The sequence below is a fragment of the Micrococcus sp. KRD077 genome (genome assembly GCF_017168505.1).
Taxonomy (GTDB): Bacteria; Actinomycetota; Actinomycetes; order Actinomycetales; family Micrococcaceae; genus Micrococcus; species Micrococcus luteus.
This window is the reverse complement of record NZ_JABFAZ010000041.1, coordinates 73,338-93,879: the sequence shown is the minus strand read 5'-3', so window position 1 is coordinate 93,879 and position 20,542 is coordinate 73,338. Positions and strand designations below refer to the sequence as shown.

The 20,542-nt window shown below is 72.0% G+C and carries 16 protein-coding genes and 1 pseudogene; 14 read left to right on the top strand and 3 right to left on the bottom strand.

The window, feature by feature from the left end:
• The coding region (locus J1M39_RS10500; RefSeq protein ID WP_206496758.1) for a helix-turn-helix domain-containing protein at positions 1-238 on the top strand (238 nt) is incomplete at its 5' end.
• Positions 235-1,584: a sensor histidine kinase gene (locus J1M39_RS10495; RefSeq protein WP_113914248.1), complete on the top strand. Its 1,350-nt coding sequence runs from the start codon at positions 235-237 to the stop codon at positions 1,582-1,584. The genes J1M39_RS10500 and J1M39_RS10495, both read left to right, overlap by 4 nt.
• A 138-nt stretch (positions 1,585-1,722) precedes the next feature.
• Here the strand turns inward: J1M39_RS10495 and J1M39_RS10490 are convergent, their stop codons facing one another.
• Entirely contained in the window at positions 1,723-5,100 is a 3,378-nt protein-coding gene (locus tag J1M39_RS10490) for a beta-phosphoglucomutase family hydrolase (RefSeq protein ID WP_036339360.1), read from the bottom strand.
• 286 nt (positions 5,101-5,386) lie between these two features.
• On the opposite strand from J1M39_RS10490, the gene J1M39_RS10485 reads away from it, so the two are divergent.
• Positions 5,387-5,977, top strand: coding sequence for a hypothetical protein (locus tag J1M39_RS10485; RefSeq protein ID WP_036339378.1), 591 nt, complete (start codon positions 5,387-5,389; stop codon positions 5,975-5,977).
• 16 nt (positions 5,978-5,993) lie between these two features.
• Here J1M39_RS10485 and rlmC read toward each other — a convergent pair whose 3' ends face one another.
• Together rlmC and J1M39_RS10475 are read right to left on the bottom strand one after the other, a co-directional pair.
• A complete protein-coding gene (rlmC, locus tag J1M39_RS10480; RefSeq protein WP_095346800.1) occupies positions 5,994-7,205 on the bottom strand; it encodes a 23S rRNA (uracil(747)-C(5))-methyltransferase RlmC in 1,212 nt (403 codons plus the stop codon).
• 10 nt (positions 7,206-7,215) lie between these two features.
• Positions 7,216-7,824, bottom strand: a complete 609-nt coding sequence (locus J1M39_RS10475; RefSeq protein ID WP_020628173.1) for a HEAT repeat domain-containing protein — start codon at positions 7,822-7,824, stop codon at positions 7,216-7,218.
• A gap of 120 nt (positions 7,825-7,944) precedes the next feature.
• Here J1M39_RS10475 and J1M39_RS10470 point away from each other — a divergent pair, with 120 nt between their 5' ends.
• From J1M39_RS10470 to J1M39_RS10420, 11 genes and pseudogenes are all read left to right on the top strand, one after another.
• Positions 7,945-8,919 (top strand): acyl-CoA thioesterase, encoded by a 975-nt coding sequence (locus tag J1M39_RS10470; protein WP_095346802.1) that lies wholly within the window; start codon positions 7,945-7,947, stop codon positions 8,917-8,919.
• Positions 8,920-8,943: 24 nt separating this feature from the next.
• Positions 8,944-10,212, top strand: coding sequence for a phospholipase D-like domain-containing protein (locus J1M39_RS10465; RefSeq protein ID WP_036316196.1), 1,269 nt, complete (start codon positions 8,944-8,946; stop codon positions 10,210-10,212).
• Between the two features lie 372 nt (positions 10,213-10,584).
• Positions 10,585-11,988 carry an MBL fold metallo-hydrolase gene (locus tag J1M39_RS10460; protein WP_036384546.1) on the top strand — a complete coding sequence of 468 codons (1,404 nt, stop codon included), beginning with the start codon at positions 10,585-10,587 and terminating at the stop codon, positions 11,986-11,988.
• 34 nt (positions 11,989-12,022) lie between these two features.
• Complete coding sequence (locus J1M39_RS10455; RefSeq protein ID WP_052007121.1) at positions 12,023-12,616, top strand: rhodanese-like domain-containing protein; 594 nt, start codon at positions 12,023-12,025, stop codon at positions 12,614-12,616.
• 6 nt (positions 12,617-12,622) lie between these two features.
• Positions 12,623-13,405: a sulfite exporter TauE/SafE family protein gene (locus tag J1M39_RS10450; protein WP_081339249.1), complete on the top strand. Its 783-nt coding sequence runs from the start codon at positions 12,623-12,625 to the stop codon at positions 13,403-13,405.
• A gap of 72 nt (positions 13,406-13,477) precedes the next feature.
• Positions 13,478-13,753 (top strand): metal-sensitive transcriptional regulator, encoded by a 276-nt coding sequence (locus tag J1M39_RS10445; RefSeq protein ID WP_036384544.1) that lies wholly within the window; start codon positions 13,478-13,480, stop codon positions 13,751-13,753.
• Between the two features lie 522 nt (positions 13,754-14,275).
• A complete protein-coding gene (locus J1M39_RS10440) occupies positions 14,276-16,033 on the top strand; it encodes an ABC transporter ATP-binding protein (RefSeq protein ID WP_036384543.1) in 1,758 nt (585 codons plus the stop codon).
• Positions 16,030-18,155: pseudogene (locus J1M39_RS10435) on the top strand (ABC transporter ATP-binding protein). The gene J1M39_RS10440 and the pseudogene J1M39_RS10435 overlap by 4 nt, the downstream one beginning before the upstream one ends.
• Positions 18,156-18,527: 372 nt before the next feature.
• Positions 18,528-18,698 carry a hypothetical protein gene (locus J1M39_RS10430; protein WP_020621742.1) on the top strand — a complete coding sequence of 57 codons (171 nt, stop codon included), beginning with the start codon at positions 18,528-18,530 and terminating at the stop codon, positions 18,696-18,698.
• A gap of 49 nt (positions 18,699-18,747) precedes the next feature.
• Positions 18,748-19,458: a hypothetical protein gene (locus J1M39_RS10425; RefSeq protein ID WP_020621741.1), complete on the top strand. Its 711-nt coding sequence runs from the start codon at positions 18,748-18,750 to the stop codon at positions 19,456-19,458.
• On the top strand, positions 19,455-20,510 hold the full coding sequence (locus J1M39_RS10420) for a hypothetical protein (protein ID WP_020621740.1): 1,056 nt from the start codon (positions 19,455-19,457) through the stop codon (positions 20,508-20,510). The genes J1M39_RS10425 and J1M39_RS10420 overlap by 4 nt, the downstream gene beginning before the upstream one ends.
• The last annotated feature ends 32 nt before the right edge of the window (positions 20,511-20,542 follow it).

The following is a 20,542-nucleotide window of genomic DNA, read 5'->3' as shown; positions in this document are numbered from 1 at the left end:
CACCGCCCCCTGCCCGGCCGAGCCCCTCGCCCCGCACGAGCGCCTCACCGAGCGCGAGCTGGACGTGGTCCGCGAGCTCGCCAAGGGCGCCTCCAACGCGGAGATCGCCGGCGCCCTGTTCCTCGCGGAGGCCACGGTGAAGTCCCACATCGGCAAGGTCCTGGACAAGTGGCAGGTCCGTGACCGCGTGCAGATCCTCATCCGCGCCGCCCGCGCGGGCCTCGTGGACATCGGATGAGCATCGCGGCGCCCGCCCCGGCTCGGACGACGACGGCGACGTCGCCCCCGCCTGCCGAGTCTCCCCTGGGCTCCCGCCTGCCGGCGATCCTGCGCACGGAACCCGTCTCCCGGCACACGCGGATCGTCCTCTACGTGATCGTCGGGCTCATGGTGCTGGGGGAGATCCTCACCCTGATGCTGGGGCCCACGGTGGCCGCCGGGCTGAGCGCCGACCCCGAACTCGCGGGCATCCTCGAGGAGGACGGCGGGCTGACGGGTGAGGGGCGGGAGCCGCTCCTGCGCTGGGTCCTGTTCCTGGCGAGCGTGCTGGTCACGCTGCTGTTCGGGTGGCAGCCCACCCTCGCGGCGGTGTTCGTACTGCTCGGGTGCACGTTCGGTCTGGTGGGCCTCGTGGAGGCGGACCACGCGCACCTCACCCCGCAGGCGTTCAGTGGCGGGGTCGTCCTGGGCGCGGCCATGGTGACGCGGTACTCGCACCGGGTGTTCGTCTGGTTCGCCCTGGGCGCCCTCATCCTGCTCACCGTCGCGGGCGAGGTCCTCACCGACGGCACGTGGGCGGACGAGGACTGCCTCAAGGGCGTCATGGTCATCACGCTCATCGTCGCGCTGTGCGTGGCGGTGCCGGCCTTCATGATCCGCCGATCCCGGCATCGGGCCCGGGACCGCGAGGCGGCCCTGCGCCGGGCCGAGGAGGCCGCCGCCTGCGCCGCGGAGGCCGAGCGGCAGCGGATCGCGGCGGAGCTGCACGACGTCGTCGCGCACGGGCTCACCGTGATCTCGATGCAGGCCGCCATGCTGCCCACCCAGAGGGACCCGGACAAACGGGCCGCCGCGGAGAAGGCCATCGAGGAGGCCGCCCGGCAGTCCCTCGTGGACCTGCGCCGCATGCTCACCGCGCTGCGCGGCTCCTCCCGCAACGCGCAGACGGCGGAGGGGGACGCCGTCGTGGACCTGCCGGCCCGCCTCGACGAGTTCGAGGCCCAGCTGCACGCGGCCGGGTTCGCGGTCGAGCGCTCGCTGACCGAGCTGGACGAGCTGCCGCGCTCCCTGGAGCTGACCGTGCTGCGTGTGGTGCAGGAGTCGGTGACGAACATCCTCAAGCACGCCCCGCGCCGCGGCACGGTGCGCCTGACCTCGCAGCTCGAGGGCGCGGACCGCCTCGTGCTGTGCATCGCCAGCCCCATGGACGAGGGCGAGCCCCGCCGCGACCGCGTGGTGGTCGCGATGGCCAGCGGCTTCGGCCTGGCCGGCATGCGCGAGCGCGTGGCCGTGTTCGGCGGCACCCTCACGGCCGGCCCGCTGGGCGGCTGCTGGGTGGTCCGCGCCGAGCTGCCGCTGCGCTGAGCCGGGGCGGCAGCCGCGTCCTCCCGTGTCCTCCCGCGTCCTCCCGCGTCCGGGGGCGAAAGTGGGCGGTATCCGCGCGGGATACCGCCCACTTTCGCCCCCAAAGGGACGGGGTGGGGTGGCCGACGACGGCGGCCCTCAGTCCAGCGGGACCGTCAGCTTCTCGCCGGGGGAGAGGGTGTGCTCGCGGCCGGCGATGATCATCGGCACGTCGTGCCACATGCCCTCGCCCGCGGCCACCGTCACCTCCCGCTGGGTCATGTGGATGACCACGGGCTGCTGGCGGAACCGGATGGTGAAGCGGGCGCCGGGCAGCTGGGCGGGCATGCGGGGGTGCAGCCGGACGACGTCGTCGCGCGTCTCGAGGCCCGCGTAGCAGCGGATCACCGTGTCCACGGTGCCCGCCATCAGGCCCAGGTGGATGCCCTCCTTGGTGGTGCCGCCCTGCGTGTCCGAGAGGTCCGACTCGAGGGCCTCCGTGAACAGGTCCCACGAGCGGTCCGGGTCCGTGCGGGCCGCCACCCACGCGTGCACCAGGCGGGAGAGCGTGGAACCGTGCGTCGAGCGGGCCTCGTAGTACGTGACCATCCGCTCGAACGCCTCCTGCGGCAGCTCGTAGCCCATGCGGCGCAGGATCCGGTCCAGCTCCTCGGAGGAGAACAGGTAGCCGAGCATGAGGGTGTCGGCCTGCTTGGAGAGCTTGTACCGGTTGGTGGCGTCGCCCTCGGCCTGCAGGATCAGGTCCATGCGGCCGATGTTCCCGTACTTGGCGCGGTAGGCCTCCCAGTCGAACTCGAGCAGGTCCTGGTAGCCCTCGAACTGGGCGAGGATGCCGGCCTCCTCGCCCTCCTCGAAGAACGGCACGGTCAGGCGGGTGCTGACCTCCTCCCAGCGCTCGATCTCCTCCTCGGAGATCTCCATGAGCTCGGGCAGGCCGTCGTCGATCGTGTCCAGCCAGCGGACCAGGCGGGCGGTCTCCGCGAGCACCCACGAGGTCAGCACGTTCGTGTACGCGTTGTTGCGCAGGCCGGAGCCGGGGGTCTCGGGATAGCCGTCGTGGAACTCGTCCGGGCCCATGACGCCGTGGATCTCGTAGCGGTCCGTGACGGCGTTGTGCAGGGTCATGGACATGAAGAACCGGGAGATCTCCACGAGCATCTCCGCGCCGTAGTCCGAGATGAAGGACGTGTCCTTCGTGATCTCGATGTACCGCAGCACCGAGTAGGCGATGTCCAGGGAGACGTGCCGCTGGTTGTGGGAGTTGTCCGGCATCCACATGCGCGAGCGCGGGTTCCACAGCTCGGTGGGCGTCTCCTCGGAGCCGTCCGCGCCGGACTGCCACGGGTACATGGCGCCGGCCCAGCCCGCGGCCTGGGCGTTGGCGCGGGCCTCGTTGAGACGCCGGTAGCGGTACATCAGCAGGCCGCGGGTGATCTCGGGGCGGCGCAGCGTGAGCATGGGGTAGACGTAGATCTCGTCCCAGAAGATGTGGCCGCGGTAGCCCTCGCCGTGCAGGCCGCGCGCCCCCACGGAGGCGTCCAGGTCCCGGCGGCGGCCGTAGGCCGTCTGGAGCACGTGGAACGTGTGCAGGTTCAGCGCGAGCTGCTGGCGCAGCGACGCGCCGTCCTTGCCCATCGGGACCGCCGACCCCACCGGGGCCGAGTGGCCGGCGGCGACGACGGGCGGCGCGTACTCGCCGCCGGTCTCCGCCGCCGTGGAGCGGCGGTGGTGCCGGTACGGCTCGGCCAGGTCGATGCGCACGGAGAACCGGTCCCAGTTGGTGCCCCAGCGCTGCTCGTGCAGGGTCAGCAGGTTGCGGAAGTTCTGGGCGCGCTGGGCGTCCTTCACCGCCGACTCCCACACGGAGGCGCTGGCGTGGTCGTGGCTCGTGGCGACGGCGGCGACCTTCTCCAGCACGAGCGGCACGCCCTCGTCCACGTGGAGGAGGATGTCCTGGCCGACCACCAGGTCCGAGCCGTCCACGGGGCGGCGGATGGGCTCGTGGTGGCCCACCGGCGCCACCTGGCGGGTGCGGGTGGCCACGGCCACGTGGATGCCGGACTGGTTGGTGGCGGTCTCGAGCAGGACGGTCTCGCCGTCGATCTCCCGGGCCTGGACCGGCTCGAGGTGCTGGTTGGCGAGGGTGCGGTCGTCGGAGACGTTGAGGTTGGCCACGCGGCCCTCGATCTTCGAGCGCACCGTGAGGTCCCCGGACCAGTTCTCCGCCACGACGGTCAGCTCGATCGCGGCGAGGTGCCGGTTGGCCAGCGAGGTGAACTGTCGGGTGTGGACCGTGGTGCGCCGGCCCTGCTCGTCCTCGAAGGTCATGGTGCGGGAGAGCACGCCGCGGCGCAGGTCCATCTCCTGGCCGTACTCCACGAGGTTCTCCTCACCCGGCAGCAGCGGGCGGCCGTGGCGCGGGGTCACCACGAGCGGGGTCCAGTCCTGGATGTTGACCATGTGCTCGGTCTCCACGACCCGGCCCTGGACCATCGAGGTCAGCCGGTTGAACACCCCGGCCATGTAGGTGCCGGGGTAGTGGACGGAGGAGATGCGCGTGCCGGGCACGGCGCCGCGGGTGCCCCAGTACCCGTTGGCCAGGGTGGACAGGACCTCGCGGGTGCCCTCGGAGGCCGGGTCGAAGTGGTCCCAGCGCAGCACCCACGCGGGGTCGAACGGGGTGGTGGTGCGGTCCTCCAGATGCAGGGTCCCGTAGTCCTGGACCACCAGGTGGGCGCCGGCCGCCTTGAGCCGGCCCTTGCCGAGCTCGGGTTCGCGGTCCACGCCGATCACGAGGCCGAAGCGGCCGTCCGCGGCGGCCTTCACACCGGAGACGGCGTCCTCGAGGACCATCGCGTCCGCGACGTCGACGCCCAGCTCGCGGGCGGCCTCCCAGAACATCGCCGGGTCCGGCTTGCCCGGCAGACCGCGCTCGACGGCGGTGTTCCCGTCCACGATCACGGGGAAGAAGTCCAGCACGCCGCCGGCCGTGAGCACGGCGCGGGAGTTCTTGGAGCTGGTGACCAGTGCGACCGGCACACCCTTGGCCCGCAGCCGCTCGAGGAGGTCCTGGGCCTCCGGGAACACGCGGACGCCGTCGCGCTCGAGGACCTGCTCGAAGTAGCCCTGCTTGCGCTCGGCGAGGGCGAGGACGGTCAGCTCCGGGGCGGCGTCCGCCTCGGGGGCGTCGGCCTCCGGCACCCTCAGGCCGCGGGAGGCGAAGAACGTGCGGACCCCGTCCTCGCGGGGGCGCCCGTCCACGTGGTGCAGGTAGTCGGCGGCGGCGTCGAAGGGACGCAGCACGTCCGGGTCCGCGGCGACGACGGCGGCGTTGGCGGGCAGCGCGCCCACGGCGGGCAGCGCCCCGTCGAAGAGCTCCTTCCACGCCTGCGCGTGCACGCCGGCGGTGTCCGTGATGACCCCGTCCATGTCGAAGATGACGGCGCGGTAGCGGCGGAGCCGGTGACGGCGGGCGTTCAGGTCCTGCGGAGCGGCGGGGGTGAGCGTCTGCGACATGGGAACCAGCCTACGGGCGGGGAAGTGGGGCCGCACGGGGAGTGCCGCGGCGATGGTCACCGCAGCGAGCGCGCCGTCGTTCCGGCCGACCGCACCGCAGCGACATCACAGCGGTTCTCAGCTGCGGTGATGTCGCTGCGGCGCGGTGGGTTCCGGGAATAGGGTCGTGCCGACGGGGCGGACGTGTGCCCCCGCGCGCCGGAAGCGTGGCCCGGGAACGAGCAGGACACACTCGGCGGAGATGGCCGGGGGGCGAAGGGCTCATGAACTGGATGATGAGCAAGTGATGGATGCGAAGCCGACGCGGTTGCGGAAGAAGGCGACGCGGGAGGAGATCCTGGCGAGTCTGCCGGTGCAGGCGCGGGTGCGTCCGTCGCGGTGGTTGCTCCTGTGGCTGATCGTCGTGGTGTGCATCGCGGTGTTCGTGTGGGTGATCTTCCGGCCGCCGGAGGATGTCTCGGCCGGGTTCGGGGTGTGGCGTGTGGCGTCGTTCATCGGGTTGGCGCTGGCGTTGGCGGTGCTTCCCGCCGCGACGATGGGTCTGTTCCGGCCTCGGCATGTCACGTTCGATGAGCGACGGGTGTGGACGCGGGACTGGTCCGTGGACTGGGCGGACGTGAAGGAAGTCCGTGCTGTGGCGCCAGAGTCGGAGCACACGATGAAGGTGGCGCTCAAGGTGGACGAGCGGCTGTGGAACGAGGGTGGTCTGCGCAAGGCCAACCGGTGGGACTCGGGACGGCCGTTGCAGGGTGGCGGGTTGACCCGTGCGCAACCGCTCGTGCTCACGCAACCCGCGCTCGCGCCGTCGGCTCTGACGCTGCTGCAGGTCTTCGTCGAGTTGAAGAAGCGGAACCGCCGGGCGGGGAGCCCGCGGTGACGCGCCCCGGCCCCCGTCACCGCCGGGTCAGCAGTGTGAGCACCTCCGCGTGCAGGGTCTGAGGGAACATGTCGAACAACTGCACCCGCGCCACCCGATAGCTCGGCATCCGGGCCAGGTCCTGTGCCAGCGTCGTCGGGTTGCAGCTCGAGTACAGCACGGTGGGCGCGCCCGAGTCCTCCAGCGCGTCGGCCAGCTCGGCGCCGATGCCCCGCCGCGGCGGATTCACGACGACGGCGTCCGGGCGGGACCGCCGTTTCTCGAACGAAAGCGCCTCCGGAGCCCGCCGTTTCTCGAACGAAAGCGCGGAGGTGGCGTCGCCGGCGGAGAAGCGCACCCGGTCGGCCAGGCCGAGCTCCGCGGCCGTCTCCCGGGCCGCGGCCACCGCCTCGGCGGAGGACTCCATGCCCCACACGTCCCGCACGCCGGCCCGGGCCAGGTGGAACGCGAACCCGCCCACCCCGCAGTACAGGTCCCACGCCGCCGCCGGCAGGCCGGCCTCGGCGACCCACGCCGCCGCCGTCGCGTACAGCCCCTCGGTCACCGCGGTGTTCGTCTGGAAGAACCCCTGCGGGCGCAGCCGCAGGCCCACCCCGTTGAGCCGCATGGTCAGCGTCGGCCCGCCGGCGAGCACGATCTCCTCGTCGCCCTCGGGCAGGGCCACGTGCTCGGGCAGCAGGTTCGCGCTCACCACGGCGGCGGGTGTCCCGCGCGCCGCGAGGTCATCCAGCAGCCCCGGCACCGCCGCGCGCAGCGCGTCCAGCCGGTCGGCGGAGCGCAGCACGAACCGGACCATCGCCTCCCGGTCGGGGGAGAGCGTCACGATCACGTTCTTCAGCTCGCCCGTGCGGGCGGCGACGTCGTAGGGCTCCAGCCCGGCCGCCGTCACCGCCGCCGCGCACGCGTCGAACACGCCTTCCATGCCGGCCTCGTACAGGCCGCAGTCGCGCAGGTCCACGCCGGCGCCGTCGTGATGCCGGGGGTGCTGGCGCGGGTCCAGGATGCCCAGCCGCGGCGCCGCCGCCGACCCCGTGACCACGAGCTTCGCCTTGTTCCGGAATCCGGCCTCCGCGGAGGCGAACGGCTCGGCCACGACCGTGTCCGCGTCGACCGCGTCCGCCAGGGCGGCCAGCACCGCGGCCTGCTTGTCCGCGAGCTGCCGGGCGTACGGCACGCCCATCAGTGGGCAGGAACGGCACTCGCCGACGTCGAAGTGGGGGCACTGCACGGGCGTCGCCTCAGCCCTCGAGGCTGACCCGCAGGCCGGGCCGGTCCAGGCGGATCGCGAGCTGCTCGAGGGCCAGCTCGGCGGCCGCGGCCAGGTCCGCGTCCACGTCCATCACCATGCCGGTGAGCACGGGCAGGGCGGACTCGAGGTCCTCGGGGCGGGCGAGGGCACCCAGTGCGGACGCGGCCGACGCGCGGACCTCCGGGTCCGGGTCGGCACAGCCGGCCCGCACCGCGTCCACGAGGGTGCGGTCGACGGCGGCGTCGCGGCGCAGCGAGCCGGCGCGGGAGGCGAGCACGAGGTGGGCCGCCGAGCGGACGTCCGCCTCGGGGGCGGTGAGCGCCCCGGTCAGGGCGGGCAGCGCGCTGCGGTGCCACGCGTGCATCAGGGCCAGGGCGCCGGTCGCGGCGGGGCTGAGGTCGCCGTCGTCGCCGGTGAGGGCGCGGGCGGCGCCCGAGGTGACGTCATCGGGAGTGGCCGCGCCGGTCATCAGGCGCACCGCCAGCCCGGCGACGGCGGCCTCCCCGCGCTCGGCGACGGCGGCCTCGGTGCGGCGGCGCAGGCGGTCGTGCGGGGTCTGGGGCTCCGCGGGCAGGGGGAGACGGTCGAAGGCGGTCATGGGTCCATTGTCCCCCGTGCGCGGACCCGCCTGGGGCGCGGCCGGGAGGTTCCCCGCAGACTCCTGGACGGGGCGTGACCGGCCGCACAGGGCCCGGACTCGGGTGATACGTTCGACGGCATGAGACCCCCCGGAGCCCTCGCCCTCGAATTCCGGGCGGACAGCTTCGATCATCCCACCGGCCTGGTGGACGCCGGCACCGTCATCTCCTGGATCGAGAAGGCCGGCTACGCCGTCGCGGCGAGTTGGGCCGGGACGTTCGTGCGTGCCCGCTACGTGGGGCACACCCAGTTCCGGCACCCCGTGCCGGTGGACCGCCGCGCTGTGGTGCAGGCGCGCGTGGTCCACACGGACGGCGCCGAGGTGCACGTCCAGACCCGCCTGCTGCTGCCGGAGATCCGCGACGACGACGGCGACCCCGTGGTCGCCACCTCGTCCCTCGTGGTCTACGCCGCGGAGGAGGGCGGGGTGCCCGTGACCGTGCCGGTCTGGGAGCCCTCGACCCCCGGCCAGATCGAGCGCGACGAACAGGCCCGCCGCTCCACCGTGGCCCGCCGCGCCGTCGAGCGCGGCATGGCCCGACTGCCGTTCCCCGCGCCCGGGGAGGCCCCCGAGGAGATGAGCACCCTCGCGTTCCTGGCCCCCAACGCGGAGGCCACCGTGGGCGGCACCATCAACGCGGGCGCGATCCTGCGCTGGGTGGACGAGGCGGCCGCCGTCTGCGCCGCCCGCTGGACCGGACATGAATCCGTGGTCGCGGTGTTCGGCGGCGGTGTGCGCTTCGTGCGGAACATCCACGTGGGCGACCTCGTGCGCGTGGAGGCCCTCCTGGTGAACACCACGGAGCGGTCCATGCATGTGGCGCTGCGCGTCTACGCGAGCCGACGCACCGGGGCGGAGTCCCGCCTGGTGGCGCACTCGATCGCCGTCATGGTGGACGTCTCCGCGGAGGACCAGGCCCAGCGGGTGCGGCAGTACATCCCCGAGAGCGAGAGCGCCCGGAGGCTGCAGGAGACGGCGATCGAACTCGTGCGCATGCGCTCCGAGGTGAGCGCGGCCTGGACCGAGATGCGCCGCTCGACCGATCCGCGCTGACGGGGCCCTGAGTAGACTGAGCGAATGCGTCGACCGTCCCTGCCGTCCCTGTCCCGCCTGCCGGTCCGTCGTCTCCTCCGGGGAGCGGCCGTGGCCGCGGGCGTCGGTCTCGTGGGACTGCCGCTGACGGTCGCCGCCGGGCTCACCGGCGTGGACATGGTCAAGCGCGGCGGCCGAGTGCGCCGACCCGCGCCGAACCCCGGCGTGTTCGACGCCCACGTGGAGGGCTCCGAGCTGCGCATCTTCACCTCGGGTGAGGACCTCTACAAGGAGATGATCGCCGCGATCGACGGAGCGCAGCGGATCATCAAGTTCGAGACCTTCATCTGGAAGGGCGACCCCACGGGCCAGCGGTTCATGGACGCCTTCAACCGGGCGGCCGCGCGCGGCGTGGAGGTCTACGTCTCCTACGACGGGTTCGGGAACCTCGTGGTCCCGCCCCGCTTCTACCGTCAGCTGGACCCGCGCATCCACGTGTTCCGGCTGCCGGCCTTCGCCCGCCCGATCTGGCGAGGCGTGGTCCGGCACAGCGGGTTCAACCACTCGAAGATCATGGTGGTGGACGACGAGGTCGGCTTCGCCGGCGGCTTCAACATCGGCGACGACTACGCCCGCCTGTGGCGGGACACCCACGTGCGTGAGCGCGGCCCGGCGGTGTGGGCGCTGGGCCAGTCGATCTCCATCAAGTGGAACGCCCACCACCGCGCGGGCGAGCAGATGTCCTGGCGCCCCCCGGACACGTGGGACCCGCGCGTCACCGTGGCCGCGAACCAGCCGCCGCTCCTGGTCTACCCGATCCGGCTGAGCTACCTCGACGCCATCCAGCGGGCGCAGCACCGCATCCTCATCAACACGCCGTACTTCATCCCGGACCAGCAGGTCCTCGAGGCGCTGCTGCACGCGGCCCGGCGCGGGGTGGACGTGCAGGTGATGGTGCCGGAGGACTCCAACCACATCGTGGCGGACTGGGCCTCGCGCGGCTTCTTCGGGAAGATGCTCGAGGCCGGCATCACGATCCTGCTGTACAGGGCCAGCATGATCCACGCGAAGACCGCCACCGTGGACGGCATCTGGTCCACCGTGGGCTCGGCCAACGTCGACCGCCTCTCCCTGGGCTTCAACTACGAGTCCAACGTGGTGGTCGTGGACCGCGACTTCGCCGCCCGGATGGAGGAGATCTTCGCTCTCGACGCCCAGCGGGCCGTCCGGATCGACACCCCGCGCTGGGAGGACCGTCACGGCCTCGCCCGCGTGGTCGAGGCCCTGCTGGTACCACTGCGTCCCCTGCTCTGAGGACCCCGGGCGCTGAGCCAGACGTTTCTGCAGTTCTGACGCCCGATCCGCAGCAGAAACGTCTGGCTCACGCCCCCCGCCGCGCGAGCCAGACGTTTCTGTCGTTCTGACGCTCGATTCGCAGCGGAATCATCTGGCTCACGCCCCCTGCCGCGTGAGCCAGACGTTTCTGTAGTTCTGACGCCCGATCCGCAGCGAAATCATCTGGCTCACGCCCCCTGCCGACGTCTCCTGATCGTGCCGTCCCTCCCCGTCGCCGCCCGGGCTCACCCTCTCTCTTGCATACCCCTGGGGGTATACCTTACGCTCGTTCTCGACATACCCCAGGGGGTATCGGATGGACATCGAGACCCCCCGACCCGGAGGAGAACCATGCTGCTCGAGCGCATCTACGACGAGGACCTCGCCCAGGCCAGCTACGTGATCGGCTGCCAGGCGAAGAACGAGGCGATGGTGGTGGACCCCCGCCGCGACATCCAGGTGTACCTGGACCTGGCCGCCAAGAACGGCATGACCATCACCCACGTGACCGAGACCCACATCCACGCGGACTACCTCTCCGGCACCCGCGAGCTGGCCCACGCCACCGGCGCCCAGATCCACCTGTCCGGCGAGGGCGGCGAGGACTGGGCCTACGGCTTCGAGGGCAACCTCCTCAAGGACGGCGACACGGTGACGCTCGGCAACATCACCGTCGAGGCCGTGCACACCCCGGGCCACACCCCCGAGCACCTGTCCTTCCTCGTCACCGACGGCGCCTTCGCGGACGCCCCGGGCTACATGCTCACCGGCGACTTCGTGTTCTCCGGCGACCTCGGCCGCCCGGACCTGCTGGACGAGGCCGCCGGCGGCGTCGACACCCGCTTTGAGGGCGCCCAGCAGCTCTTCGCCTCCCTCAAGGCGAAGTTCCTGACCCTCCCGGACCACGTGCAGGTGTTCCCGGCCCACGGCGCCGGCTCCGCCTGCGGCAAGGCACTCGGCGCGCTGCCCTCCACCACGGTCGGCTACGAGCGCAAGTACGCGTGGTGGTCCGACTACCTGAAGAACGACGACGAGCAGGGCTTCATCGACGAGCTGCTCGACGGCCAGCCCGACGCCCACGCCTACTTCGCCCGCATGAAGCGCCAGAACAAGCAGGGGCCAGCCATCCTGGGCGAGCTGCCCGAGCTCGAGGAGCTGGACGCCGGGGGCGTGCAGGCGACGCTCGCCGAGGGCGCCGTGTTCGCGGACACCCGCGGTGTGGACGAGATCCTCGCCGGCACCGTGCCGGGCGCGCTGGCCTTTCCGTCCCGCGGCAAGGTCGCCACGCACGCCGGCTGGGCCTACGACCCGGAGAGCGACGACGCCGCCCTCGTCCTGCTCGCCGAGGACCGCGAGGACGCGCACACGATGCGCGACCACATGATCCGCGTGGGCGTCGACGCCGCCGCCGCGTTCACCACCTCCGTGGACGGCCTCACGTTGGAGCCGGTGCCCACCGTGCAGGCCGACGAGCTGCGGTCCCGCATCGAGGCCGGCGAGGTCGGCGCGGAGCAGGACACCGTGCTGGTGGACGTGCGCAACAAGACCGAGTTCTCCCACGGCACCGTGGCGGACGCCCGGCAGCTGAACGCCGGCAAGGTGCTCTTCCACCAGGAGGAGCTGCCGAAGGACAAGACCCTGGTGACCTTCTGCCAGTCCGGCCTGCGCAACATCGTGGCCGCCCAGGCGCTGCGCCGCGCCGGGTTCGACGTGATCGAGCTCGAGGGCAGCTACGCCGCCTGGCAGCAGTCCTGACACACCCCCAGACCAACCCCGAGGAGCCCCTCCCATGAGCGTCACCCTGTCCCCCGTCGCCCCGCGCGACCTGAAGGCCGAGCTGGCCGCCCGCCCCGACGCCGTCGTGCTGGACGTGCGCACCCCCGGCGAGTTCGAGACCGAGCACATCGCCGGCTCCTACAACGTGCCGCTGGACCTGCTCCAGGAGCACGCGGACGAGGTCGCCGCCCGCCTGGACGGCACCGCGGTGCTCGTCTGCCAGTCCGGCAGCCGGGCCGGCACCGCCCAGGACCGTCTGGCCCAGGCCGGCTTCACCTCCGCGCGCGTCCTGCAGGGCGGCATCTCCGCCTACGCCGAGGCCGGCGGCGAGGTCGTCCGCAGCGGCAACCGCTGGTCCATGGACCGTCAGGTCCGCATGACCGCCGGGTCCATCGCGCTGGTCGGGGCCGTGGCCTCCCAGGTCGGCTCGAAGCGGTTCGGCCTCATCCCCGCCGCGATCGGCGCGGGCCTGTCCTTCTCCGCCGTGTCCAACACGTGCGCCATGGCGTCCGTGCTGGCCAAGATGCCGTGGAACCGCCCCGCGCAGGAGCGCTCCGCGGGCGACGTGATCGGCCGCATCCCCACCGGCGCGGGGAAGCGGAGCTGACCCGTGATGTGGATCGTCCTCGCCCTGGCCCTCGTGGTCGGCCTGCTGCTCGGCCTCATGGGTGGCGGCGGGTCGATCCTGATGGTGCCCCTGCTGACGTACGTGGCCGGCCTCGAGCCGAAGCAGGCCATCGCGGGCTCCCTGTTCGTGGTGGGTGTGACCTCGCTGGTCTCAGTGCTGCTGCACTCGCGGCACGGCACCGTCCGGTGGCGCACCGGCCTGATCTTCGGCGCGGCCTCGATGGTGGGTGCCCTCCTGGGCGGCGTCGTCGGCGGCTTCCTGCCGGGGACCCTGCTGCTGATCGCCTTCGCGGTGATGATGCTCTTCACGGCGTGGGCCATGATCCGGCCCAAGAAGACGCAGCCGGCGGCCGCCCCCTCAGTGGAGGCCTCGGCTGACGTCGAGCCCCGCCGCCACCCGCTCGGGAAGATCCTGCTGGAGGGCGTCGTCGTCGGCTTCGTCACGGGCATCATCGGCGCCGGCGGCGGGTTCCTCGTGGTCCCCGCGCTCGTGCTGCTCGGCGGCCTGCCGATGTCCGCCGCGGTGGGCACGTCCCTGCTGGTGATCGCCATGAAGTCCTTCGCGGGCCTCGGCGGCTACCTGACCAGCGTGACGCTGCCGTGGGACCTGCTGCTGTGGGTCACCGGTGTGGCCGTGGTCGGCGGGCTGATCGGCGTTCCGCTCGTGAAGCGGGTCCCGGAGAAGGCGCTGAAGAAGGGCTTCGGCTGGTTCGTGCTGGCCATGGGCCTGGTGATCCTCGTCCGGGAACTCATCGGTCTCCTCGTGTGACCTCCGGCGACGTCGCCGGATACCCCTGGGGATATGATTCCCCTCCCCGCCACCGTGACAAAGGAGGTCGCCGTGCGCACCGCCGACGCCGAGACCCAGCGCAAGATCCTCAACCGCCTCAAGCGGGCCCGCGGCCAGCTGGACGCCGTGATCCGCGAGGTCGAGGGCGAGGGTCGCTGCAAGGACGTGGTCACGCAGCTCTCCGCCGTCTCCACCGCGCTGGATCGCGCCGGCTTCGCGATCGTCTCTGCGGCCATGCAGTATTGCCTCGCCGACCCCGAGAAGGCGGAGGACGAGGAGAAGCTCACCGTCGCCGAGCTCGAGAAGCTCTTCATGACCCTGGCCTGACCGGCCACCCCGAAGCCCCCTCGCCGAAAGGATCCCTCATGTGCCGTCCTGCGCGCTGCCGCGTCTGCCGCAGGGCCACCTGGGCCGGATGCGGCCGGCACGTCGAGTCCGTCAAGGCCGTCGTCCCCGCGGCGCAGTGGTGCGATGGCCGTCACTCTGATGCCGAGCGCGACGCAGCCCGCGCGGGCCGTGCCGGGGCCGCAGGGTTCTTCGCGAGGCTCTTCGGGCGCTGAGCCAGGCGTTCCGGGGGCGTGAGCCAGATGTTCGTGCTGTTCTGAGGGACCCTCAGCAGCGGAAACGTCTGGCTCACGCCCCCCGTCTGGCGTCGCTCAGTCCTCGTGCGGGTCCGCCAGCGGGTGGTTCGGCAGCCGGCTGTCCGGGGTGCGCCCGCGGCGTCCGACGACGACGGCTGCTGCCCGACCTCCTCGCCCGCGGCTGGGGCACAATGAACCCGGCCCACGTCGGCCCACCTCACTGCGGCCCCACGCGGCCGCGCGCCCATCCCGACTCCCTGGGAGCCCCATGCTCTGGACCCTGCTCCGCCGTCACGGCCGGCGCTATCGCGGCGCCGTCGCGGCCGTCGTCGTGCTGCAGCTGATCAGCACGCTGGCCATGCTGTACCTGCCCAGCCTCAACGCCCGCATCATCGACGAGGGCGTAGCCCGCGGTGACACCGCCCGCATCTGGGACATCGGCCTCGTGATGCTCGGCGTCGCGCTGGTGCAGGTGGTCGCCGCGATCGCCGCCGTGTGGTTCGGGGCGAAGGCCTCGATGGGCGTCGGCCGGGACCTGCGCCGCGCCGTCTACACCCGCGTGGACGCGTTCTCCGCGGAGGAGCTCGGCCGCTTCGGCGCCGCGACCCTCATCACGCGCGGCACCAACGACGTCAACCAGGTCCAGATGCTCACCCTCATGGCCCTGAACTTCATGGTGGCCGTGCCGATCATGGCGGTCGGCGGCATCATCATGGCCATCCGCGAGGACCCGGGCCTGTCCTGGCTCGTGTGGGTCTCCGTGCCGGTGCTGCTGGTGATCGTGGCGTGGATCGTCGCCCGTCTCATGCCGCTGTTCCAGCGGATGCAGGACAACATCGACGACGTCAACGGCGTGATGCGCGAGCAGATCCAGGGCATCCGCGTGGTCCGCGCGTTCGTGCGCGAGCGCCACGAGACACGCCGGTTCACGGACGCCAACGCCGCCCTGACGGAGACGTCCGTGCGGATCGGCCGGCTGTTCGTGCTGCTCGGCCCGGTCATCACGATGATCCTCCACCTCGCCACCGCCGCCGTCCTGTGGTTCGGCGGCGAGCGCGTGGACGCGGGGCTCGTGCAGGTCGGCGCGCTCACCGCGTTCATGCAGTACCTGCTGCAGATCCTCATGGCGGTGATGATGGGCACCTTCATGATGATGATGCTCCCGCGCGCCGTGATCTCCGCCCGCCGCATCGGCGAGGTCCTGGACACCGTCCCCACGCTCGCTGAGCCGGTCCGCCCGGTGACCCCCGCGCGTCGCGACGGCGCCGTGGAGCTGCGCCACGTCACCTTCCAGTACCCCGGCGCCGAGGCGCCGGTGCTCGACGACGTCAGCTTCGCCGTCGCCCCCGGCACCACGACGGCGATCATCGGCTCGACCGGCTCCGGCAAGTCCACGCTGATCAGCCTGCTGCCGCGGCTGTACGACGCGACGTCCGGCGAGGTGCTCGTGGACGGTGTGCCGGTGACCGACCTGGCCCGGGCCGAGCTGACCGAGGCCGTGGCCCTCGTGCCGCAGAAGCCGTACCTGTTCTCGGGCACCGTGCGGGAAAACATGCAGTTCGGGGCCCCGGACGCCTCGGACGAGCGCATCTGGGCGGCCCTCGAGACGGCCCAGGCCGCCGACTTCGTGCGCGCCCGCACCACCGGCAAGGCAGAGACGGCGGCCTCCGGTCTGGACTCGCGCCTCTCCCAGGGCGGCACGGACGTCTCCGGTGGCCAGCGCCAGCGCCTGTCCATCGCGCGTGCCCTCGTGGCCGAGCCGCGGATCCTCGTGTTCGACGACTCGTTCTCCGCGCTGGACGTCACCACCGACGCGCGGCTGCGGGCGGCGCTCGACCGCGCGGCGGCCGGGGTGACTCGGATCGTCGTCGCCCAGCGGGTGGCCACCATCACCGACGCCGACCAGATCATCGTGCTGGACGAGGGCCGCGTGGTCGGCCGCGGCACCCACGCCGAGCTGCTGGCGGACAACCAGACCTACCGGGAGATCGTGGACTCCCAGCTGACCGCGGAGGACGTGGCATGAGCGAGCACCCGACGGACGAGGAGATCCTCGAGATCCAGGAGCAGGGCGCCACCGACGACTGGGGCGGCGGGCCGGCCCGCAAGGCCAAGGCGTTCTGGCCGTCCGCGAAGCGGCTCATGAGCCTGTTCCGCACGGAGAAGCTGGGCCTGGTGGTGGTCGCGCTGATGGTGCTGGTCGCCGTCGTGCTCAACGTGTGGGCCCCGCACGTCCTGGGCCGGGCGATGGACGTGATCTTCGGCGGCGTGGTCTCCGCGCAGATGCCCGGCGGGCTGAGCCGCGAGCAGGTCATCGACGGGCTGCGCGCCCAGGGCGAGGACCAGGCCGCAGAGATGCTCTCCGGCATGGCGTTCACGCCGGGCGAGGGGATCGACTTCACCGAGCTGGGCCGGCTGATCCTCATCGTCCTGGGCATGTACCTGGTGGCGCAGACCTTCATGTGGCTGCAGGGCCGCGTGCTCAATGACATCGTCATGCGCATCGTCTTCCGCCTGCGCGAGGAGATCGAGGCCAAGATCAACCGGCTGCCGCTGAGTTACTTCGACCGCGGGCAGCGCGGCGACCTGCTCTCCCGCGCCACCAACGACGTGGACAACGTCCAGCAGGCCCTCCAGCAGGCGTTCGCCTCGCTCGTGTACTCGGTGCTGACCGTGATCGGCATCGTCGGCATGATGTTCTGGCTGTCCTGGCAGCTCGCGCTCATCGCCCTGGTCGCCCTGCCGGTGGCCGGTGTGGTGGTGGGCGTGATCGGCAAGAAGTCCCAGGCGCTCTTCTCCGCGCAGTGGCGGGAGACGGGCCGGCTCAACGGGCACATCGAGGAGTCGTTCACGGGGCACGAGCTGGTGACCGTGTTCGGCCGTCAGCGGGACATGGCCGCGCGCTTCGACGAGCGCAACGAGGAGCTGTACGAGGCCGCGTTCACGGCGCAGTTCTACTCGGGGATGATCATGCCGATCATGCAGTGGGTGAACTGGCTGGGCTACGTGGGCATCGCGGTGGTCGGCGGCCTGCGCGTGGCCAACGGGCAGATGACCCTCGGCGCCGTGACCGCGTTCATCCAGTACTCGCGCGAGTTCAACCAGCCGCTTGGGCAGATCGCCGGCATGTCCAACATGCTGATCTCCGGCGTGGCGTCGGCCGAGCGCATCTTCGAGCTCCTCGACGAGCCGGAGGAGACCCCCGACGGCACCCCCGCCCGCACCACGGCACCCCCGCCCGCACCCCCGACGGCACTTTCGTTTGGGAAACGGCGCCCTCCGAGAGCGCTTTCGTTCGGGAAACGGCGCCCTCCGCCATCCCCGGGCCCGACGGCGTCGCCCACCTCCCGCGCCCGCTGCGCGGTCGCGTGGAGTTCGAGCATGTGCGCTTCTCCTACACGCCGGAGAAGCCGCTCATCACGGACCTGAACTTCGTGGCGGAGCCGGGGCAGACGGTCGCGATCGTCGGGCCGACCGGTGCCGGCAAGACCACCCTGGTCAACCTGATCATGCGGTTCTACGAGGTGGACGGCGGGCGGATCCTGCTGGACGGCGTGGACACCCGCACGGTCAGCCGCGGCGAGCTGCGCGCCGCCACCGGCATGGTGCTCCAGGACGCCGTGCTCTTCGGCGGGACCATCCGGGAGAACATCCGCTACGGCCGACTCGACGCCACGGACGAGGAGGTCGTCGCGGCGGCGAAGGCCACCTACGTGGACCGTTTCGTGCACACCCTGCCCGACGGCTACGACACCGTGATCGAGCAGGACGCCGCCAACGTGTCCGCGGGCGAGCGGCAGCTCATCACCATCGCCCGTGCGTTCCTGGCCCAGCCCTCGCTCCTGATCCTGGACGAGGCCACCTCCTCCGTGGACACCCGCACCGAGGTGCTGGTCCAGGGCGCGATGGCGGCGCTGCGCTCGGACCGCACGAGCTTCGTGATCGCCCACCGCCTCTCCACCATCCGGGACGCGGACGTCATCCTCGTGATGGAGGACGGCGACATCGTGGAGCAGGGCTCGCACGATCAGCTGCTGGCCGCTCGCGGCGCGTACTTCCGGCTGTACAGGAGCCAGTTCCAGGGCGGGGAACAGGCGGAGGAGCAGGACGACGACGGCGCGCCCGCCGCGCGCGAGGACGCCCGCTGAGGCCGGGGCTGGATGGCGCCGGCGCCCAGCCACTGGCCGCTGGCGTCGCTGCGACACGGGACCACCCGATGACCTTCTCGATCCAGGTGCCGGTGAGTTTCACGAGCCCGCACCTCTCCGGAGCCGGAGGTGTACGGGGCTAGGGCGCGCGGCGGTGACGGGAGTATCGAAACCCGATCGTCGGGCCACCCCTGCCGGTGTGGCCGCGCTCATTCGTCCCCTGAGATTGCGCATCCGTCACGCGCAGGACCCTCTTGACTCCCTGGTGGGGCACGTCTGTGGACCGACCGAGAATTCTCTGGACACAGGGCGAGCACCTTCATAGAGTGTGACGCAGATCACGACTGAGCGTGAACCATAAGGAGGAGCGACATGGGTATGAAGCAGCGGATTTCTAAGGTCGGTGCCGGCGTGGCCGTCGCTGGACCGTTGGCCGTCTCCGGTGCGGTGCCAGCGCAGGCGCTGACGGACTCCGGTCGGCAGGACTGCAGCGCAGGACTCCTCCTGTCGGGCACCTACGGCTACTGCTACTACCCGTACTGACTCGCCGGCACCGATGACTTCATTACGCATTCCTGCGACGGCCGCCCTGGTGGCGGCCGTCGCCCTGACCCTCACCGGCTGCGTCGGTCGGGAGTCTGCGGGCCTCGGCGGTTCATCCACGGTCGCCGCTCCCCCCACCGCGACGGCCGAGAAGACCTGGGACGCCTCGCAGTGGGTTCCCACCGAGAGGATCGAACCCCTCCTGACGACGGAGGCGGAGAAGGAGCGCGCCTACCGTGAGCAAGTCGCGCGGCACGCTCAGGGGGCGGGAATGCCCGCGCCGCCTCAGGTGGAGCGCTCCGGGTGGTACGCCACGTCCCTCGAGTCGGACCGCATGGTGTCCACATGCCTGGCCGAGGCCGGGTGGCCGAACTCGGTCGGTCCGACCGGGGGAATTCAGATCGACACCCCACCTGAGTCCCAGAGGTCTGCTTTCGAGGCGGCCTACGTGACCTGCTACGCACAGCACCCGGTGGATCCGAGCTACACCCAGGACTGGACCGATCCGCAGCTCCGCCTCGTCTATGACTACTGGGACCAATACCTCATCCCGTGTCTCGAGGCCTACGGCTACACGGTCGACACCTCCGCGCGCCCCTCCAAAGAGGCATTCGTCTCCGCGTTCTACACTCCAGGCCGCCACCAGTGGTGGCCCTTCGCGGACAGCATGAGGGGCGTGTCGGCAGAACGCCAGGCCGAGGTCGCGCAGACATGCCCGGAGCTTCCGCCGCAGGATGTCTTCTGGGGGTCATCCGGATGAATCGCCCCGCCCGCTGGGCCGCCCTCGTCCTTGCGCTCGTGGCCGTCGCCGCGCTCGCCTTCTGGGCCGGCCGGGTCACGCTCACCCCTCCGGCTCAGGCCGAGCAGCGTCCGGCCGCGAGCGCCCTCGTCACCGTCGCCGAGCAGGAGCTCGGCCGCGTCATCACCCTCGGCGTCTCCGTGTCGCGCGAGCAGACGCCGGCGGCGGTGAACGCGCTGACCGGCGTCGTCACCCGGGCCGGAGAGTCCGGCGAGGTGGCTGCCGGGGAGGTGCTGTACGCCGTCGCCCAGAAGCCCGTGCTCGTCCTCCAGGGCGAGCTTCCCCAGTGGCGCCCTCTCGGGGAGGGCACTTCCGGCGACGACGTCGCCGCGTTCCAGCGCATGCTCGCCGCCACCGGCGCGAAGGTGGAGGCCACCGGCACGTGGGACGAGGCCACCGCGGACGCCTGGGACGACTGGCTCACCGAACGCGGCTACCCCGCCGCGGACACCGTGGAGCTCGGCCAGCTCGTGGTCCTCGACGCCCTCCCCGCGCCCCTCAGCGTGGACGCGAAGACCACCGCCGTCGGCACCACCCTCGCCGGCGGCGAGAACGTGGTGGCCCGCCCCGGCGACCAACCGGACTTCGCCCTCGAGGTCAACCAGGAGCAGGCCGCCCTCATCCCGGCCGGCACCCAGGTCACCGTGCCCCACGGCGAACACGAATGGAAGGCCGTCGCCGGCGAGTCCACCTCCGACGAGCAGGGCCTGATCCGCATCACCCTCACCGCCCCGGACGGCGGCGTGGTCTGCGGCGAGGACTGCGACACCCTGCCCGCCGACGCCACCACCTCCCTGCTCTCCCAGGTCAGCGTGGTCCCGCCCGTCTCCGGGCCCGTGGTCCCCGTGTCCGCCCTGCGCACCCAGCCAGACGGCGCCGCGACGGTCACGGTGGTCCGGGACGGCGCCGCGGAGGACCGCACCGTCACCGTCCTCGGCTCCGCCGACGGCCTCGCCGTCGTGGACGGCGTGGACGCCGGCGAGCAGGTGCGCGTGCTGAACGGCACCCGATGACGGGGCCCGCCACCCCGGGCACGCCCGCCGCC